Origin of the sequence: Mycobacterium liflandii, assembly GCF_022354805.1 — a bacterium.
Taxonomy (GTDB): Bacteria; Actinomycetota; Actinomycetes; order Mycobacteriales; family Mycobacteriaceae; genus Mycobacterium; species Mycobacterium marinum.
Genome location: NZ_CP023138.1, coordinates 3,646,005 through 3,664,579, shown reverse-complemented (window position 1 = coordinate 3,664,579; position 18,575 = coordinate 3,646,005). Strand labels below are relative to the sequence as shown.

The 18,575-nt window shown below is 65.0% G+C and carries 12 protein-coding genes and 5 pseudogenes; 13 read left to right on the top strand and 4 right to left on the bottom strand.

Annotated features, from left to right (window positions below):
* The first annotated feature begins 73 nt into the window (after nt 1–73).
* The 11 genes and pseudogenes from CKW46_RS16430 to CKW46_RS16380 all read left to right on the top strand — a co-directional run bounded on the left by CKW46_RS16430 (nt 74) and on the right by CKW46_RS16380 (nt 11,658).
* Nucleotides 74–697: a riboflavin synthase gene (locus tag CKW46_RS16430; protein ID WP_117437456.1), complete on the top strand. Its 624-nt coding sequence runs from the start codon at nt 74–76 to the stop codon at nt 695–697.
* 138 nt (nt 698–835) lie between these two features.
* The gene (locus tag CKW46_RS16425) at nt 836–2,113 is read left to right on the top strand and encodes a bifunctional 3,4-dihydroxy-2-butanone-4-phosphate synthase/GTP cyclohydrolase II (RefSeq protein WP_015355804.1); all 1,278 of its coding nucleotides are present in this window, start codon (nt 836–838) and stop codon (nt 2,111–2,113) included.
* Nucleotides 2,110–2,592 carry a 6,7-dimethyl-8-ribityllumazine synthase gene (gene ribH / locus CKW46_RS16420; protein WP_015355803.1) on the top strand — a complete coding sequence of 161 codons (483 nt, stop codon included), beginning with the start codon at nt 2,110–2,112 and terminating at the stop codon, nt 2,590–2,592. The genes CKW46_RS16425 and ribH overlap by 4 nt, the downstream gene beginning before the upstream one ends.
* Entirely contained in the window at nt 2,589–3,059 is a 471-nt protein-coding gene (locus CKW46_RS16415; RefSeq protein ID WP_012393987.1) for a PH domain-containing protein, read from the top strand. Before ribH ends, CKW46_RS16415 begins: the two co-directional genes overlap by 4 nt.
* 19 nt (nt 3,060–3,078) lie before the next feature.
* Complete coding sequence (locus CKW46_RS16410) at nt 3,079–3,732, top strand: hypothetical protein (protein WP_117437457.1); 654 nt, start codon at nt 3,079–3,081, stop codon at nt 3,730–3,732.
* A 45-nt stretch (nt 3,733–3,777) separates the two neighbouring features.
* On the top strand, nt 3,778–5,247 hold the full coding sequence (locus CKW46_RS16405) for an HNH endonuclease signature motif containing protein (RefSeq protein WP_482053430.1): 1,470 nt from the start codon (nt 3,778–3,780) through the stop codon (nt 5,245–5,247).
* 19 nt (nt 5,248–5,266) lie between these two features.
* Nucleotides 5,267–7,210 (top strand): excinuclease ABC subunit UvrC, encoded by a 1,944-nt coding sequence (gene uvrC / locus CKW46_RS16400; RefSeq protein WP_499017996.1) that lies wholly within the window; start codon nt 5,267–5,269, stop codon nt 7,208–7,210.
* A pseudogene (gene rapZ / locus CKW46_RS16395) lies at nt 7,207–8,126 on the top strand (RNase adapter RapZ). Before uvrC ends, rapZ begins: the two are co-directional and overlap by 4 nt.
* A complete protein-coding gene (locus CKW46_RS16390) occupies nt 8,123–9,199 on the top strand; it encodes a YvcK family protein (RefSeq protein ID WP_015355798.1) in 1,077 nt (358 codons plus the stop codon). Before rapZ ends, CKW46_RS16390 begins: the two are co-directional and overlap by 4 nt.
* Entirely contained in the window at nt 9,196–10,173 is a 978-nt protein-coding gene (gene whiA / locus CKW46_RS16385; RefSeq protein ID WP_012393992.1) for a DNA-binding protein WhiA, read from the top strand. Before CKW46_RS16390 ends, whiA begins: the two co-directional genes overlap by 4 nt.
* A gap of 102 nt (nt 10,174–10,275) precedes the next feature.
* The gene (locus CKW46_RS16380) at nt 10,276–11,658 is read left to right on the top strand and encodes a WS/DGAT/MGAT family O-acyltransferase (RefSeq protein WP_011739914.1); all 1,383 of its coding nucleotides are present in this window, start codon (nt 10,276–10,278) and stop codon (nt 11,656–11,658) included.
* On the opposite strand, the gene CKW46_RS16375 is transcribed toward CKW46_RS16380, so the two are convergent.
* The 3 genes and pseudogenes from CKW46_RS16375 to CKW46_RS16365 all read right to left on the bottom strand — a co-directional run bounded on the left by CKW46_RS16375 (nt 11,659) and on the right by CKW46_RS16365 (nt 15,318).
* Complete coding sequence (locus CKW46_RS16375) at nt 11,659–12,936, bottom strand: alpha/beta hydrolase (protein WP_482052140.1); 1,278 nt, start codon at nt 12,934–12,936, stop codon at nt 11,659–11,661.
* Nucleotides 12,933–14,571, bottom strand: a pseudogene (gene fadD12, locus CKW46_RS16370) (acyl-CoA ligase FadD12). Before fadD12 ends, CKW46_RS16375 begins: the two are co-directional and overlap by 4 nt.
* Before the next feature lie 3 nt (nt 14,572–14,574).
* Nucleotides 14,575–15,318, bottom strand: a complete 744-nt coding sequence (locus tag CKW46_RS16365; protein ID WP_482053429.1) for a lysophospholipid acyltransferase family protein — start codon at nt 15,316–15,318, stop codon at nt 14,575–14,577.
* Between the two features lie 270 nt (nt 15,319–15,588).
* Between CKW46_RS16365 and CKW46_RS16360 the strand changes: the two are divergent.
* Nucleotides 15,589–16,782, top strand: a pseudogene (locus tag CKW46_RS16360) (PE family protein); the annotation flags it as partial.
* A 144-nt stretch (nt 16,783–16,926) separates the two neighbouring features.
* Nucleotides 16,927–17,025: pseudogene (locus tag CKW46_RS16355) on the top strand (transposase); the annotation flags it as partial.
* 21 nt (nt 17,026–17,046) lie between these two features.
* Here the strand turns inward: CKW46_RS16355 and CKW46_RS16350 are convergent.
* A pseudogene (locus tag CKW46_RS16350) lies at nt 17,047–18,249 on the bottom strand (ISAs1-like element IS2404/ISMul1 family transposase).
* Nucleotides 18,250–18,575: the final 326 nt, after the last annotated feature.

Genomic DNA, 18,575 nt, shown 5'->3' with positions numbered 1-18,575 from the left:
TACAGAACGGCGTTTGTCGCGGCCCGCCGAGGGCCAATTAGCCTGGTGCAATGTTCACCGGAATACTGGTGCAATGTTCACCGGAATAGTCGAGGAACTCGGCGAAATCACCGACCGGAGCACCCTCACCGATGCGGCACGCTTGACCATTCGTGGCCCGATCGTTACCGCCGACGCCGGCCATGGTGATTCGATCGCAGTCAACGGTGTCTGCCTGACGGTGGTGGAGGTGCTCGCCGACGGCCAGTTCACCGCCGATGTGATGGCCGAGACGCTGAACCGGTCCAACCTGGGGGAACTACAGGTCGGTAGCCAGGTCAATTTGGAGCGTGCCGCGGCCGTCAACAGCCGCCTCGGTGGGCACATCGTCCAGGGCCATGTCGACGGGACCGGCGAGATCATCGCCCGGAGCCCGTCGAAGCACTGGGAAGTGGTGCGCATTCAGGTCCCAGCGACGGTGGCCCGCTATGTCGTGGAGAAGGGATCGATCACCGTCGACGGCATTTCCCTGACCGTCTCCGATCTAGGTGCGCAGCCTCGGGACTGGTTCGAGGTTTCGCTGATTCCGACCACCCGAGAGCTCACCACGCTGGGACAAGCGCCGGTGGGTACGCAGGTAAACCTGGAGGTGGACGTGATCGCCAAATATGTCGAACGACTGATGCAATCCGGACCGACAGCCGACCCGGCGCACTAGCGCGGTAGGAAACCGGTCAGAATCAGCGGGCAGGGACCTCAAAGCCGCAAGACAGTAACTGTGGCGGTGCGGTAGTCCATACTGATTGCAGCACGTGAAACATCTCGTGTGAGTAGGTCTGACAGCAAGGTAGCAAAGATGACGAGGTTGGACTCCGTCGAGCGAGCGGTTGCCGACATTGGTGCGGGCAAGGCTGTCATCGTCATCGATGACGAGGACCGCGAGAACGAGGGCGACCTGATCTTCGCCGCTGAGAAGGCAACACCGGAGCTGGTGGCGTTCATGGTGCGCTACACCTCTGGGTACCTGTGCGTCCCGCTGGATGGAGCGGTGTGTGACCGGCTGGGACTGCTGCCAATGTACGCGGTCAACCAGGACAAGCACGGTACCGCCTACACCGTTACGGTGGATGCGAAAAATGGCGTGGGAACTGGTATTTCAGCTTCCGACCGAGCGACCACGATGCGGCTGCTTGCGGATCCGGCGAGTGTGGCCGAAGACTTCACCCGTCCCGGTCACGTCGTTCCGTTGCGCGCCAAGGACGGCGGGGTGTTACGCCGCCCGGGCCATACCGAGGCCGCGGTGGACCTGGCCAGGATGGCTGGCCTGCAGCCCGCGGGCGCGATCTGTGAGATCGTCAGCCAAAAAGATGAAGGGTCGATGGCCCAGACCGACGAGCTGCGGGTCTTCGCCGACGAACACGGGCTGGCACTGATTACCATCGCCGACCTGATCGAATGGCGGCGTAAGCACGAGAAACACATCGAGCGCGTTGCCGAGGCCCGGATTCCGACCCGGCACGGGGAGTTTCGCGCCATCGGATACACCAGCATCTATGAAGACGTCGAGCACGTTGCACTGGTGCGCGGCGAGATCGCCGGGCCGAACAGCTACGGCGACGACGTATTGGTGCGGGTGCACTCGGAGTGTCTGACCGGCGACGTTTTCGGGTCACGTCGTTGTGACTGCGGGTCCCAGCTCGACGCGGCCATGGCCATGGTCGCCAGGGAGGGGCGTGGGGTGGTGCTGTACATGCGCGGACACGAGGGCCGCGGCATCGGGTTGTTGCACAAGCTGCAGGCCTATCAACTCCAGGACGCCGGGGATGACACCGTCGACGCCAACCTCAAGCTCGGTCTGCCCGCTGATGCACGCGACTATGGGATCGGGGCCCAGATTCTGGTTGATCTAGGGGTCCGTTCGATGCGGCTGCTGACCAACAACCCGGCAAAGCGGGTAGGGCTGGACGGTTACGGTTTGCACATCATCGAGCGGGTCCCGTTGCCGGTGCGGGCCAATGCGGAGAACATCCGCTATCTGATGACCAAGCGCGACCGGATGGGACATGACTTGACCGGATTAGACGACTTTCACGAATCGGTGCACCTGCCAGGGGAATTCGGTGGTGCTTTGTGAGCGGTGGCGCCGGCATTCCGGACGTGCCGGCGTTCGACGCTTCCGGCGTTCGGCTGGCTATCGTCGCCAGCACCTGGCACACCAAGATTTGTGATGCCCTGCTCGCCGGTGCGCGCAACACGGCTGCCGATTCCGGAATCGACAACCCGACGGTGGTGCGCGTCCTGGGGGCGATCGAAATTCCGGTGGTGGCACAGGAACTGACTCGAAATCACGACGCTGTGGTCGCGTTGGGTGTGGTAATACGTGGTGAGACACCGCATTTCGACTACGTTTGTGATGCGGTGACCCAGGGTCTGACCCGGGTCTCGCTGGACTCCTCCACGCCGGTGGCCAATGGGGTTTTGACCACCAACTCCGAGGAACAGGCGCTCAACCGGGCTGGCCTGCCAACCTCAGATGAGGACAAGGGCGCGCAGGCGACCGCGGCGGCGTTGACCACCGCGTTGACCCTGCGCGAGCTGCGTGCTGAGTCATGACCGACGAAGCACAACGCGCCGAGTGGGACGTCGTCTTGCGTCCCTACTGGACACCGGTTGTCGCGTACACCGCGGCGATCCTGATCGTGGCGGCGCATGTAGCCGGTGGATTGTTCCTCAAGGTGGGCTCGAGCGGGATGATATTTCAGACCGGTGATCAAGTGGCGATGGGCGCCCTCGGGCTCATTCTCGCCGGTGCTGTGCTGCTGTTCACCCGACCGCGGCTAAGGATCGGTGCTGCGGGCATCTCGGTGCGTAATCTGTTGGGCTATAAGCTGATTCCTTGGAAAGACGTGGTCGGTGTGTCGTTTCCTGGGGGGAGTCGCTGGGCGCGAATCGACTTGCCCGATGACGAGTACATCCCGGTGATGGCGATTCAGGCCGTGGACAAGGAGCGTGCGGTGGCGTCAATGGACGCGGTGCGCTCCCTGCTGACCCAATATCGCCCGGACCTGCCCACTCGCTGAGCCGCGCTACGATCTGCCGATGACGCGTCTTGGGCGTAGCTGCGCGGCGGTGGTGTTGCTCGTCGTGGTGGTGGCGATGGCCGCGTGCACCAATTCCGTTGCCGGTCGCGCGATTCGGGCCTCCGTTCAGCCGCGTGCCCACATCTCGGCTCGTGACTTGTTGTTGCAGGATGGGGACAACACGCCGCTGGGGCCGGCGTCTTCGACTCGGGTGGGCGAAACCTATTTCACCAGCGCCCGGCCACCCGAATGCACGGCCGCGGTGTTGTTCAAAGGTTCGCCGCTACGGCCACCGGGCTCGGCGGACTTCGCCGAGTCCGCATACCGAGTGCAGGCTACGGCGATGTATGCCGAATCGGTCGATGTCTACAACAGCCCGTTGAATCCTCACGACGTGGTGCAGAACGGATTCCGCGCGGTGTCGCAATGCCATGGCGATGCATTTGCCGGGTATCCGGCGGGGGAGTTCGGGCCGATCACGCTCAAGTCCTTCGGCACTCCGGCTGAGGGTGTGCTGGTGTGGAGCATGGGCCGTTCGGATTGGAACTGCGACTACGGACTGGCGGTGGTGCCGCGGGCCGCTCTGGTCATATCCGCGTGTGACCAAAATTCCGGATTTCCGATGGCGGAGTGGGCGGTCACCCGACGGGCGCAGCTCGACGACCGGGTCTGACACGAGTCGGGGGAAGTGTCGCCATCGGCTGCTATGGTCGAACGTATGTTCGAGTATTGGTATGCCTCCCGTCCGACGGCGGAGTCGAATGCGCTGTTGGAGAGGGCGCGAGAGGCATCTCGCCGGGAGGCTGCGGCCGCGGCCGAACGGCTGGACGTGGTCGGTGCATTGTTCGTGCTAAGGTGCCGGGAGTCCGGCGACCGTGCCGAATGGGCGACGGATACTTGGGAGGCGGTCGCCGCGCAGGTGGCTGCCGCATTGCGAACCAGCGTGGTGATAGGCTCGAGCTATTTGCGTTATGCGATGGCGATGCGCAACCGATTGCCGAAGGTGGGGCAGGCCTTCCGCGCCGGAGATATCGATTACCGGGCATTCCAGACGATCGTGTTTCGCACCGACCTCATCACCGACGCCGAGGTGCTGGCGAAGGTGGACGCACAGCTCGCCGCGCTGTTGGCGCGATGTCCTGCGGTAACTCGAGGTCGGCTGTCCGTTGCGGTCGATCAAGTGGTGGCCGATGTCGATCGCGATGCCGTGCGCCGCGTTGCCGAGGCGGCCGACGGTCGATTCGTCGATGTGGATGTGATCGCCGACGGTTCGGGCTTGGCCGCGCTGGCCGGAAGCGTGCTCGCGACCGCGGGGCGAGCCTTTGACCGGCGCCTCGACGAGCTTGCGAACACGGTGTGCGCCGCCGACCCGCGCACCCGTGAGCAGCGCCGTGCCGACGCGGTGGGGGCGCTGGTGGCGGGCAGTGATCGGTTGGCGTGCGGCTGCACGTCCGCCGATTGCACTGCCGCAGCGCGGTCAGCTCCGAGCAAGGTGGTGATTCACGTCGTTGCCGATCAATCGACTGTCGACGGAACCGGTCACACGCCCGCTGTGTTGCTCGGCGCCGAAGGGCTGATCCCGGCCTCGTTGATCGCCGAGCTGGCCAAGGTCGCCACACTGCGGCCGCTGATGCGACCGTCAGGGCGCCCCGAGTCCGGATACGCGCCATCAGCGGGGCTCGCCGAATTCGTGCGGTGCCGTGATCTGACGTGTCGAGCACCCGGCTGCGACCAGCCGGCAGTTTGCTGTGATCTGGACCATACCGTTGCATACGGTGACGGCGGGCACACGCACGCGTCGAACCTGAAGTGCCTGTGCCGCAAACACCATCTGCTGAAAACGTTCTGGGGCTGGCGCGACCTGCAGCTACCCGACGGCACGGTGATCTGGCTGCTGCCCGACGGGCACACCTACGTGACCACCCCGGGTAGCGCGCTGCTGTTTCGGAACCTATGCGTGCCGACCGGGGAGCTACCGCCAATCGTGGGCACGGCCGGCAGCCCCCGCGCTGGCCGAGCGGCGAGGATGCCGACCCGTGCCCGAACCCGCGCACAAAACCGGGCGAATCGCATCGACACCGAGCGCCGATGCAATCGCAGGGCACTGGAAGCCGTCGGCGGCGTCCACGCCGACCGGTACGACACCCCGGAGCCGACAATCGGTCCCGACGAGCCGCCGCCCTTCTAGCGGCTACTAGCCTGGGTACGTGCCAGATCCCGCGACGTATCGCCCCGCGCCCGGGTCCATCCCGGTCGAGCCGGGGGTGTACCGATTCCGGGACCCGCATGTGCGAGTCATCTATGTCGGCAAGGCCAAGAGCCTGCGCAGCAGGCTGACGTCGTATTTTGCCGACATCGCGCACTTGCAGCCGAGGACCCGCCAGATGGTGACCACCGCCGCAAAGGTCGAGTGGACGGTGGTCAACACAGAAGTCGAGGCGCTGCAGCTCGAGTACAACTGGATCAAGGAATTCGATCCTCGCTTCAACGTTCGCTACCGCGATGACAAGTCATATCCGGTGCTGGCCGTCACGCTCAACGAAGATTTTCCCCGGCTCATGGTCTATCGCGGTCCACGGCGCAAAGGGGTCCGCTATTTCGGGCCCTACTCGCACGCGTGGGCGATCCGCGAGACAGTGGATCTGCTTACCCGGGTGTTTCCGGCGCGCACCTGCTCGATGGGAGTGTTCAAGCGGCACAAGCAGATAGACAGGCCATGCCTGCTCGGCTATATCGACAAGTGCTCGGCTCCCTGTATCGGCAGGGTCAGCAAAGAGCAGCATCGCCAGATTGTCGATGATTTCTGCGACTTTCTCTCCGGTAAGACCGACCGATACGCCCGCGAGCTGGAACAGCAGATGAACGCCGCTGCGGAGAACCTCGACTTCGAGCGCGCCGCACGGCTGCGAGATGACCGGTCTGCATTGAAGCGCGCGATGGAAAAGCAAGCGGTGGTGCTGGGGGACGGCACCGACGCGGACGTGGTGGCATTTGCCGACGACGAACTCGAGGCGGCGGTGCAGGTGTTCCATGTCCGCGGCGGTCGGGTCCGCGGTCAGCGCGGCTGGGTGGTCGAAAAGCCCAGTGCACCAGATGTTTCGGTCGAGGAACAGTTGGTGGAGCAATTCCTGGCTCAGTTCTATGGCGACCAGGCGGAGTTGGGCGGTGCCGCCGATGAGTCGGTCAACCCGGTTCCCCGCGAGGTACTGGTGCCGTGCCTGCCCTCCAACGCCGACCAACTGTCCAGCTGGTTGTCCGGCTTGCGCGGCTCGCGGGTCACGCTGCGCGTGCCGCGCCGCGGAGACAAGCGCGCGCTGGCCGAAACCGTGCAGCGAAATGCGAAAGAGGCGCTGCAGCAGCACAAGCTGAAGCGGGCCGGTGACTTCAACGCCAGATCTGCTGCACTGCAGAATATTCAGGAGGCGCTCGGGATAGCCGATGCGCCGTTGCGCATCGAGTGCGTCGACATCAGCCACGTGCAGGGCACCGATGTGGTCGCCTCGCTGGTGGTTTTTGAGGACGGCCTACCGCGCAAGTCCGACTACCGCCACTTCGCCATCCGGGAAGCGGCTGGGCAGGGCCGCTCCGACGACGTCGCATCCATTGCCGAAGTGACTCGACGCCGGTTCCAGCGCCACCTGAGTGAACAGAACGATCCGAATCTGCTTTCCCCGGAAGGAAAATCTCGCCGATTCGCCTATCCGCCCAATCTCTATGTCGTTGACGGCGGTGCGCCGCAGGTCAACGCCACCAGCGCCGTTCTCGAGGAGCTGGGTATCGGCGACGTCGCGGTGATCGGCCTGGCCAAGCGGCTGGAAGAAGTATGGGTGCCCTCCGAGCCGGATCCGATCATCATGCCGCGTAACAGCGAGGGCCTTTACTTGCTGCAGCGGGTGCGCGACGAGGCGCACCGATTCGGCATCACCTACCATCGGAGCAAGCGATCCAAGCGGATGACGGCGTCGGCGCTGGATGCGGTGCCCGGATTGGGAGAGCACCGTCGCAAGGCGCTCGTCACCCATTTCGGATCGATAGCCCGCCTCAAGGAGGCCACCGTCGACCAGATCACCGCGGTACCGGGTATTGGCGTAGCAACGGCAACTGCCGTGCTCGAGGCGTTGCGTCCCGACCAGCCGGGGGGTGCCCAATGACCAACCATATTGCGGGTGGCGGAAATCTGCCCGGTCCAGAAGGCGACGCCTCGGCCGGTATCGACGTGGTGCTGGTGACCGGGCTGTCCGGGGCGGGCCGCGGCACGGCGGCCAAGGTACTAGAGGACCTGGGCTGGTATGTCGCGGATAACCTGCCTCCGCAGCTGATCACCCGAATGGTGGATTTCGGGCTGGCGGCCGGATCGCGCATCACCCAACTCGCCGTGGTGATGGACGTTCGGTCACGGGGCTTCACCGGCGACCTGGATTCGGTGCGCAACGAACTGGCCACCCGCAACATCACCCCCGAGTGGTGTTCATGGAGGCGTCCGACGACATGTTGGTGCGCCGCTACGAACAGAATCGCCATAGCCACCCGCTGCAGGGCGGGCACACACTTGCCGAGGGGATCGCCGCCGAGCGCAAGATGCTCGAGCCGGTGCGCGCCACCGCTGACCTCATCATCGACACGTCCACGCTCTCGGTGCGCGGGCTGCGGGAGAACATCGAACGAGCTTTCGGCGGCGACGCCGCGGCGATCACCAGCGTCACCGTGGAGTCCTTCGGCTTCAAGTACGGACTGCCGATGGACGCGGACATGGTCATGGACGTGCGGTTTTTGCCCAACCCGCACTGGGTCGACGAGCTGCGCCCACTGACCGGCCAACACCAGGCGGTCAGCGACTACGTCCTGGGCCGGCCTGGTGCGTCCGAGTTTCTGCAGACCTACCATGAGCTGCTATCCCTGGTCGTGGAGGGCTATCGCCGGGAGGGCAAGCGCTACATGACGGTCGCGATCGGCTGCACCGGTGGCAAGCATCGCAGCGTCGCCATCGCCGAAGCACTGGTGGGGCTGCTGCGGTCGAATTCGCGACTTTCGGTGCGGGTACTGCACCGGGATCTGGGCCGCGAATGAATTCACCGGCGAGCCACAGCATCGTTGCTTTGGGTGGCGGACACGGGCTATACGCGACGCTGTCGGCGGCTCGTCGGCTCACTCCCTACGTCACCGCGATCGTGACCGTTGCCGACGACGGTGGATCCTCGGGTCGGCTACGTAGCGAACTCGACGTGATACCGCCGGGTGATTTGCGAATGGCGCTGGCGGCCTTGGCATCCGACAGTCCGTACGGCCGACTTTGGGCGACCATTCTGCAGCACCGGTTCGGTGGCAGCGGCGCGCTGGCCGGGCATCCGATCGGCAACCTGTTGCTGGCCGGCCTGTCCGAGGTGCTGGCCGATCCGGTAGCCGCGCTCGACGAACTCGGACGCATCCTCGGTGTCAAGGGCCGGGTGCTGCCGATGTGTCCGATTGCGCTGCAGATCGAAGCCGACGTTTCCGGGCTGGAGTCTGATCCGCGGATGTTCCGGCTGATCCGCGGCCAGGTGGCGGTGGCCACCACCCCGGGAAAGGTGAGACGGGTGCGGTTGCGGCCGGCCGACCCACCGGCGACCCGCCAGGCCGTCGACGCCATCATGGCTGCCGATCTCATCGTCTTAGGTCCCGGGTCGTGGTTTACCAGTGTGATTCCGCATGTGCTGGTGCCGGGGCTGTTCGCGGCGTTGCAGGCCACGTCGGCGCGTCGCGCGCTGGTGCTCAACCTGGTGGCCGAGCCGGGGGAGACGGCCGGTTTCTCGGTTGAGCGTCACCTGCACGTCCTGGCCCAGCATGCCCCGGGGTTCACGGTCCACGACATAATCATCGACGCGGACCGGGTGCCTAGCGATCGAGAGAAGGAGCAACTTCGCCGCACGGCAACAATGCTTCAGGCCGAGGTCCACTTCGCCGACGTTGCCCGACCTGGTACACCTTTACATGACCCGGGCAAGCTAGCGGCCGTCCTGGGTGCAGTGCGGGTCCGTGACAGGGACCTCACGACGCCTCCGGTGACGAGTCCGCAGGAGATACCGATCGAGGGCGGACGTCAACAGACCGGCGGGCCCGGGGCGGGTGGCAACAAACCGAAGGGTGACGACGCGTGGCGATGACGACTGAAGTCAAGGACGAACTGAGTCGCCTAGTAGTCAAATCGGTCAGCGCCCGGCGCGCTGAGGTCACTTCGCTGCTCAGATTCGCCGGGGGCCTGCACATAGTGGCTGGGCGCGTCGTCGTCGAGGCCGAGGTGGATCTGGGCAGCATCGCGCGGCGGCTGCGCAAAGACATCTTCGACCTCTATGGCTACAGCGCGGTGGTGCACGTGCTGTCGGCCAGCGGGATCCGCAAGAACACCCGGTACGTGCTGCGGGTCGCCAACGACGGCGAAGCGCTGGCGCGTCAGACCGGACTGCTCGACATGCGGGGCCGTCCGGTGCGTGGCCTGCCGGCCCAGGTGGTCGGCGGCAGTATCGGCGACGCGGAAGCCGCGTGGCGGGGCGCCTTTCTGGCGCATGGGTCACTGACCGAACCCGGGCGCTCGTCGGCCCTCGAGGTCAGCTGCCCGGGCCCGGAAGCTGCCCTGGCGCTGGTGGGGGCCGCCCGCAGGCTCGGGGTGGGTGCCAAGGCCCGTGAGGTCCGCGGAGCCGATCGCGTGGTGGTGCGCGACGGCGAGGCGATCGGTGCCCTGCTGACCCGAATGGGGGCGCAGGACACCAGGCTGGTCTGGGAAGAGCGCCGGATGCGTCGCGAGGTGCGCGCGACGGCCAACCGGCTGGCCAATTTCGATGATGCCAATCTGCGCCGCTCGGCGCGCGCGGCGGTGGCGGCGGCCGCCAGGGTGGAACGAGCGCTGGAGATCCTCGGTGACACGGTGCCCGATCATCTGGCCTCGGCCGGCAAACTGCGTGTCGAGCATCGCCAGGCGTCGCTGGAGGAGCTGGGCCGCCTCGCCGATCCACCGATGACGAAAGATGCTGTGGCGGGTCGGATTCGGCGGCTGCTGTCGATGGCCGATCGCAAGGCGAAGGTGGAAGGAATTCCCGACACCGAATCGGCGGTGACGCCCGACTTGCTCGAGGATGCGTAGTCCGCGCAAGCACTGCTTGCGGGTCCGTCGCACGACGACGGCGCGTTGTGAGATTTCTGGGAGTGCTGGCCCTAGCAGCTCACGGGAGGTTATGGTCGCCCAATGAGGCGGCTCTCGAGTGTTGATGCGGCGTTCTGGTCTGCGGAGACCGCAGGCTGGCACATGCATGTTGGTGCGCTGGCGATTTGCGATCCGACCGATGCGCCCGACTACAGCTTTCAGCGGTTGCGCGAACTACTCATCGAACGGCTCCCGGAGATCCCACAGCTGCGCTGGAGAGTCACCGGGGCCCCGCTGGGGCTGGACCGGCCCTGGTTCGTCGAAGACCAGGATCTGGACGTCGACTTTCACGTGCGGCGAATCGGAGTCCCCGCGCCGGGCGGCCGGCGCGAGCTCGAGGAACTCGTCGGTCGGCTCATGTCCTACAAGCTTGATCGCTCTCGACCGCTGTGGGAACTCTGGGTCATCGAGGGTGTCGAAGGCGGGCGCATCGCCACCCTGACCAAGATGCACCACGCCATTGTCGACGGTGTCTCGGGTGCCGGGTTAGGTGAGATCCTGCTGGATGTCACGCCCGAACCTCGGCCGCCGCAAGAGGAAACAGTTGGATTCGTCGGATTCCAGATCCCCAGGCTGGAGCGCCGCGCGGTGGGTGCCCTGATCAACGTGGGAATCATGACCCCGTTCCGCATCGCACGGCTGGTGGAGCAAACCGTGCGCCAGCAGATCGCGGCGCTGGGCGTGAGCGCCAGGCCACCCCGCTACTTCGATGCACCCAAGACCCGGTTCAACGCACATGTGTCGCCGCACCGGCGGGTCAGTGGGTGCCGCATTGAACTGGCAAGAGCCAAGGCGGTCAAGGATGCCTTCGGCGTCAAACTCAACGACGTTGTGCTGGCGACGGTGGCCGGGGCGGCGCGGGAATACCTGAAGAAGCGCGACGAGCTGCCCGCCAAGCCGCTCATCGCGCAGATCCCGGTGTCCACCCGCACCGATCAAACCAAGGAGGACGTCGGCAACCAGATCAGCTCGATGACGGCGTCGCTGGCGACCCACATCAATGATCCGGCCGAGCGTCTCAAGGCCATTCACGAGAGCACCCAGAACGCCAAAGAGATGGCCAAGGCGCTCTCGGCGCATCAGATCATGGGGCTTACCGAGACCACCCCGCCAGGTCTGCTCCATCTGGCCGCCCGCGCGTACACCGCTACCGGGCTTTCCCATAACCTGGCCCCGATCAACCTCGTCGTATCTAACGTCCCCGGCCCGCAATTCCCCCTCTATATGGCGGGTGCGCGGCTGGACTCCTTGGTGCCGCTAGGGCCGCCGGTGATGGACGTGGCGTTGAACATCACCTGCTTCTCGTATCAGGAGCATCTGGACTTCGGGTTCGTGACGACACCCGAGGTAGCCAATGACATCGACGAGATGGCCGACCTCATCGAACCGGCGCTGGCCGAGCTCGAACGCGCGGCTGGTCTCTAGCTAGCGTGGGCCCGGGCCGTTGGTGACGTACACCCAGGACAGGAACCGGGCCACGGCTTCGGAAGTCTTATGCGCGCGTGGGGAACCGAAGATGTCGAAGGCATGCTGGGCGTTGGGCAATTCGGCGTAGGCGACCGGGGACTTCGACACCGCCCGTAGTTCTTCGACGAACTCTCGAGCTTCGACGACCGGGATGAGGGAGTCGTCTTGGCCGTGTAGCACGAAGAACGGTGGTGCGTCGGCCCGTACATGGTGGATTGGCGAAGCATCGACGAAGACCTCGCGGTGGTCGCGGAATTTCCGTTTCACCACGAAACGCGCTAGCAATTCGACGAATTCAGGTCGCCCCTCGGCCTCGGTCGAATACCAGTCGTAGCGGCCATAGATGGGAACCGCTGCCGCCACAGAGGTGTCGGCTTCCTCGAAGCCGGGTTGAAACCTGGGTTCGTTGGGGGTCAGAGCCGCCAGCGCGGACAGGTGGCCGCCCGCTGAACCGCCGCTGATCGCCACGAAGTCCGGGTCGCCGCCGTAGTCGGCGATGTTTTCTTTCACCCAGGCCAGCGCGCGCTTGACGTCGACGATATGCGCCGGCCAGGTGTGTAGGGGAGAGACCCGATAGTTCAGCGACACACAGACCCAGCCACGCGAAACCAGGTTGCTCATCAGGGGATACGCCTGGGGGCGGCGCCATCCGAGGACCCAGGCGCCACCGGGCACCTGCACCAGCACCGGGGCCTTGCCGTCGCGCGGCAGATCGCGTCGCCGCCAGATGTCGGCCAGGTTGGCACGGCGGTGTGGGCCGTAGGCCACGATGTTGGTCTTCTCCACATAGAGTCGGCGTGCCACGGTCGTGCGCAGGGGGAGGTTGCGTCGTCCCCGCCGCGTCGGCTCGGTCGGCAGGGTGGCCAACTCCTGGGCGTAGTCAGCCCCCAGTCCTTCGGTCAACCCCTCCTCGAGGACCGGGCCGGGGGTGGTGATGCCGCGGCAGCGGATCACGCCCAGCGTTGCCCAGGCCGCGGCGGTAAGGGCCAACGCGACTTTGCCCTTCGGCCCGGCGAAATCACCGCGTCGTCCGCGGCGCAGCGCGTCCACCACTGACGCGGTCAGGTAAAGACCAGGCACCTCCGAGGTCGGCCAGCCAAGCCAGAACACGAAAAAGGCGGCATAGGGGTTGCGGCTGATGGGCCGTAATCCGTTGGCGGCGTTGACGAGTTCGGCCGTCGCCCGGGTCAGGGGCCGGGGCCGGCGGGCCAGCTTGCGCAGTCGATCGCCCCTCATGTGCCGCAGACCTTTGCCTGCAGTTCGGCACGCAATATCTTGCCGGTACTACCGCGGGGCAACTCGTCGAGAACCGCGATTTCGCGGGGCACCTTGTAGTTGGCCAGGTTGTCGCGCACATGTTGTTTGAGGGTTTCGGGGGCGGCATTCTCACTCATCAAGATCAGCGTCGGGTTCGAGCACCACGAATGCGGCCAGCCGCTGTCCGTACTGTTCATCGTCGACGCCGATCACCGCGGCCTCCGCGACTTCGGGATGGGTAGCAAGGGTCTTTTCCACCTCGATCGGGTAGACGTTCTCTCCTCCGGAGACGATCATTTCGTCGTCGCGCCCGACCACGAACAGCCGTCCGTTGCGGTCCAGGTAGCCCACGTCGCCCGACGACATGAAGCCGGCCTGGAAATCCTTGGTGGTGCCCGATGTGTATCCGTCGAACTGGCTGTCGTTGCAGACAAAGATGCTGCCGACCTCGCCCTCCGGCACTTCGTTGAATTCCTGGTCCAGGATCCGGATTTCGGTTCCTTCGGCGGGGCGGCCCGCGGTGTCGGGTGCGGCACGCAGGTCTGCCGGCGTCGCGGTGGCGATCATCCCGGCCTCGGTCGCGTTGTAGTTGTTGTAGATCACGTCGCCGAATCGGTTCATGAACGCGACGACGACGTCGGGGCGCATCCGGGAACCGGACGCCGCGGCAAACCGCAATGTGCGGCCGCTGTAGCGGTTGAGCACCTTGGTGGGCAGTTCCATGATGCGGTCGAACATCACCGGCACCACCACCAGGCCGGTCGCCCGATGGCGGTCGATGAGGTCCAGCGTCGCTTCCGGGTCGAACTTGCGGCGGGTGACGATCGTGCATGCCAGTGATGCGGCCAGTACCAGCTGTGAGAAGCCCCAGGCGTGGAACATCGGCGCCACGATCACGATGGGCTGTTCGGCTCGCCACGGTGTGCGGTCCAGAATCGCTTTCAGGGTGCCGATTCCGCCGCTACCTCCAGAATGCTTGGCGCCCTTAGGCGTTCCGGTGGTGCCTGAAGTCAGCAGGATCAGCCGCCCGGTGCGGCCGGTGCGCTCGGGCTGGTCACCCAGGTGGGCGTTGACGAGCTGTTCGGCGGTCAGGTCGTGCTGTCCATCAGACCACGCGACGATTCGAGTGGCCTGTGGCCGGCCATCAAATGCGCGGTCGACCGTGGCGGTGAATTCTTCGTCGTAGATGACGGTGTCGAGGCCTTCGCGGGCCACCACATCGGCCAGCGCCGGACCCGCGAATGCGGTATTGAGCAGCAGAATGTCGGCACCGATCCGGTTGGCCGCCACCAGCGCTTCGACGAACCCGCGATGGTTGCGGCACATGATTCCGACGATCTTGGGCGAGCCGGCCGGCAGTGCCTGCAGCGCTGCGGCCAGCGCGTTGCTGCGCTCGTCGAGCTGCCGCCAGGTCAGCGTGCCCAACTCGTCGACCAGGCCCGGCCGATCTGGGCAGCGCTGGGCGGCTGCCGCGAATCCCGCAGTGAATCCCATCCCCTCGCGACGCATGGCGGCGGCGATCTTCAGGTACCGGTCCGGCCGCATCGGGGCGATCAGACCGGACCGCGCCAACGTGGTGATCAGACCCAGGATCTGGTCGATGCGAGGCGCCATGGCTCAGCCCAGAATCGGGAATCGACGAGTGGCGGCCAGCCTGGTGAGAGCCTCCTGCATCACCGAACGAACATGTTGGTCGACCTGGTCCACGTCGGGATCCTCGCCGAATTGGGCGATGACGTCGATCGGATCCAGCACCTCGGTGACGATCTTGGTCGGCAGCGGCAGGTTGGGCGGGATAGCCGCGCTGAATCCGAACGGGAAGCCGAACGAGAGGGGCAGAATATCGCTGCGCAGCAACCGCTTTAGCCCAAGCCGTTCGGCGAGCCAGGTGCCCCGGGACAGGTAGAGCTGGGTTTCCTGTCCGCCGATGGACACCGCGGGCACGATGGGGACACCGGCTTCGATCGCGGTGCTGACGTACCCCTTGCGGCCGTTGAAGTCGATGACGTTTTCCGAAAGCGTGGGCCGGTGCGCGTCGTAGTCGCCACCGGGAAACACGATCACCACCCCGCCGGAGCGCAATGCCTTTGCCGCATTGTCTCGGCTGGCCCGGATGTAGCCGGTGCGCCGAAAGAACGACCCGGTCGCGCCCATGAACAGGATGTCGTGGCTGAGCGTGTAGACCGGCCGGTCATAACCGAACTTGTCGTAGAAGTCGACGCTGAAGATCGGGACGTCCATCGGGAACATGCCACCGGAGTGGTTGCCCACCACCAGCGCCCCGCCCGGCGGAAACGAGTCCAAGCCGTGGACCTCGGAGCGGAAGTACGTCTTCACCACCGGCCGCATCACACCGATCATGCGCCGGGTCAGGCCCGGGTCGAACTTCTCGATGTCTTTGTCGTTGTCGGTATCGCTCACGAAGATCCCCTGACCATGGGCGCTGTGGGTCAACCGATGGTACCGATCGCCAATTGGTCCCGCGGCCGGCGGCCCCACCGGGTGGGCGGCAGTGATCTCGGCGAATCACCCACCAGAGTTCGCCGGATCGCGATAGCATCCGCCCTGCTAGATGTGCTGGGCGGCTGACCTTGCCAGAGCTGCCTGGGTCAGGCGGCGGAGGGGGGTGGGATGTCGTTCGTGGTCACCGCGCCGGAGACGGTGGTCGCCGCGGCGTCCCAACTAACGGGCATCGGATCGGCAATCGAGGCGGCCAACGCGGCGGCCGCGGCCCTGACCACGCGGCTTCTTCCCGCGGCTGCTGACGAGGTATCGGCGGGGATCGCGGCGTTGATGAGCACCCACGCCCAGGAATATCAGCTCCTGGGCGGCCAGCTGGCCACCTACCACGACCAATTGGTGCAGGCCCTCGATCGGACCGCGGGTTGGTACGCGGACGCGGAAACCGGCAACGCGGCGCTGTTGCGCAACGTGCAGCAGGAGTTACTCACCGGGTTGACGGCGCCGGGCAGGGCATGGTCTGGGGCCGGCGCCGCCTCCGCGGGAGCGTCCGGCGTTGACGCGCTGATGAGTTCGGCCTTGCTGTCCGGCGGGCGCTCGGTCTTGGTCGTGGGCTCCACCGGAACCCCGCGACCGTCGTATCGCTTCATGCGGGAGGTCTACGACCTGTTCGTCGCACCGCACTATTTTGGCGATTCGCTTTTCGGCGTACAGACACCCGCGCAGTTCCAGCCGTTCACCGGGATTCCCAACCTGACCTTCGATGAATCGGCCGCTACGGGAGCCAGCTACTTGCACGCCGCGATCACGCAACAACTCGCCGACGGGAATCGCGTTGTCGTTGCCGGCTTTTCGCAGGGCGCTTCGGTGGCGACCCTGGAGATGCGGCATCTGCAGAGCCTGCCCATCGATAGCAGGCCGAGCCCCGAGGACCTCTCGTTCGTATTGCTCGGCAATCCGAACAATCCGAACGGCGGGATCCTGGCGCGTTTTCCAGGTCTGTATATCCAATCAGTGGGTCTGACATTCAATGGCGCGACGCCGGTCACCGAGTACCCGACGACGGTCTACACGACCCAATATGACGGCTTTGCCGATTTCCCGCAGTACCCGCTCAATGTCGTCGCGGACGTCAATGCGCTGTTGGGTATCTCCTATTCGCACAGCCTCTACTACGGGCTCACGCCTGATCAAGTGGCGGCGGGCGTGGTGCTGCCGGTGTCCTCGCCGGACGTCAACACCACCTATATCTTGATCCCGAACGAGCACTTGCCTTTGTTGCAACCACTGCGCGGCATTGTGCCCGATTCGGTGCTCGATGGCATTGAGCCCGGTCTGCGCGACGTCGTTGAGTTGGGCTACGACCCAGGGCTCCGGCGTTGTTGATTAGCAGGCTTGTGAGCTGGGTTGATGATCTTTGGTGCCGCGCTATTGGGACCGGAGTGTAGGCACGGGCTATCTGGAGAACGATCGAGTTGGTTACTGTTCGTCGTTGGTCTGGAGTTGCCCGTGCCTACCGTTTCAGTATTGCCTGTGTCGTCGGTTCCAGAGGTGTTCGACCGCTGGAGTCCTGGTGAGCGCAGCGAGCTCATCGGATCGGAGTTTCTCGCAGGGCTCCGGCGTTGTTGATTAGCAGGCTTGTGAGCTGGGGAATTGTGGATTGAGGAGGTCTAGGCGGCGGTTGGCGGTCAAAGCGGTGATCCGGCAGGCTTCGGCGATGTTGTCGGCGCCGTTGAGGCGGTGCAGATTGATCGCGGTGTTGCGTAGCGTTGCTAGGACCTGTGCGCCGTTTCCGGTATGTGCCCTTTGACGGTCTTCGTCGAAGGTGACGTCGCGTATCCAGTGCAGGCTGTTCTCGATTCCCCAGTGTTGACGCATCCAGGTCATGATCGCGGTAGGGCGGGCGTGCTCGAACGGCAGGCTGCAGATGGCATAGACCACCTCCACGCTGCGCTGGTCGGTGGCGGTGATCAAGCGTTCACGAGTGATCCGGATGATTTGTTTTGCGTAGGGGAAGCCGATTCCTCGTGCAGCGGTGATGATTTGCAGGGTGCGGGTCTCGACACGGCCGTGGCCGCGGGAGTCGTCGGTAGCGGCTGCGGGCACCTCGGCCCAGGGCAGCGCGGTGATACGCGCAAGTATTTTGGCTTGGTTGGACTTGACGATCATCAGGTAGTGCGACTTCAAAGTGGCGCAGATCAACTTCGCGGTGACGACCTGGGTATGCATCGCATCCACGGTGACCAGCCACCGCAAGCTACCCGGCAGCAGCGTGAGCAGGGCATGTACGCAGGGAATTTCATTGCTTTTCTCGGCGACAGCGAGTTGACCGAGCACCAATCGGGCACGGTGGGCGAACACCGACACGAGATGCGTGGCTGTCGCTTTGGCGCGTAAAGCACCACGCAGCATCTTGCCGTCCAACGCGATCGGCACCAATCCACTGGGGCCGCTGCTGGCCACGTGTGCAGTGAAGTAACTGCCCATCCTGGCGTTGAGGTCGGCGGGGTCTAGCCGAGACAAAACAGCGCGGAAGGTCTTCTCACTGGGCCGCCGGAACCGGACCCCTAATTAGGCCAACACATCATCGGGAGCGGTGGCCGCCCATGTAGCAAAAACAGCATAGCCGCGCATCCCCGCGGCAGTGGCCAGAACCGCGATCGCCAACAAAGCCATCAGCGAATACCTCCGACCGCGTGGGTCCCTCGGGTCCGGCACCGAGGCCAACACATCGAGAAACTCCGATCCGATGAGCTCGCTGCGCTCACCAGGACTCCAGCGGTCGAACACCTCTGGAACCGACGACACAGGCAATACTGAAACGGTAGGCACGGGCAACTCCAGACCAACGACGAACAGTAACCAACTCGATCGTTCTCCAGATAGCCCGTGCCTACACTCCGGCCCCAATAGCGCGGCACCAAAGATCATCAACCCAGCTCACAAGCCTGCTAATCAACAACGCCGGAGCCCTGCACCTGAGGGCAGTTCGCCGCATCGGTTGACGGCGCCGCACCGGGCGTTCCCGGCGGCAGCACCGCTGCGGCGATCGTTAGGGCCGCAGCTACCGCGACCGCCCCAACTCCAAATTGGACCGACCTACGGGCAAACAAAGCGCGCACAGGAAGATGTTAGCCACTTCGGCACCTGTTGGCAGG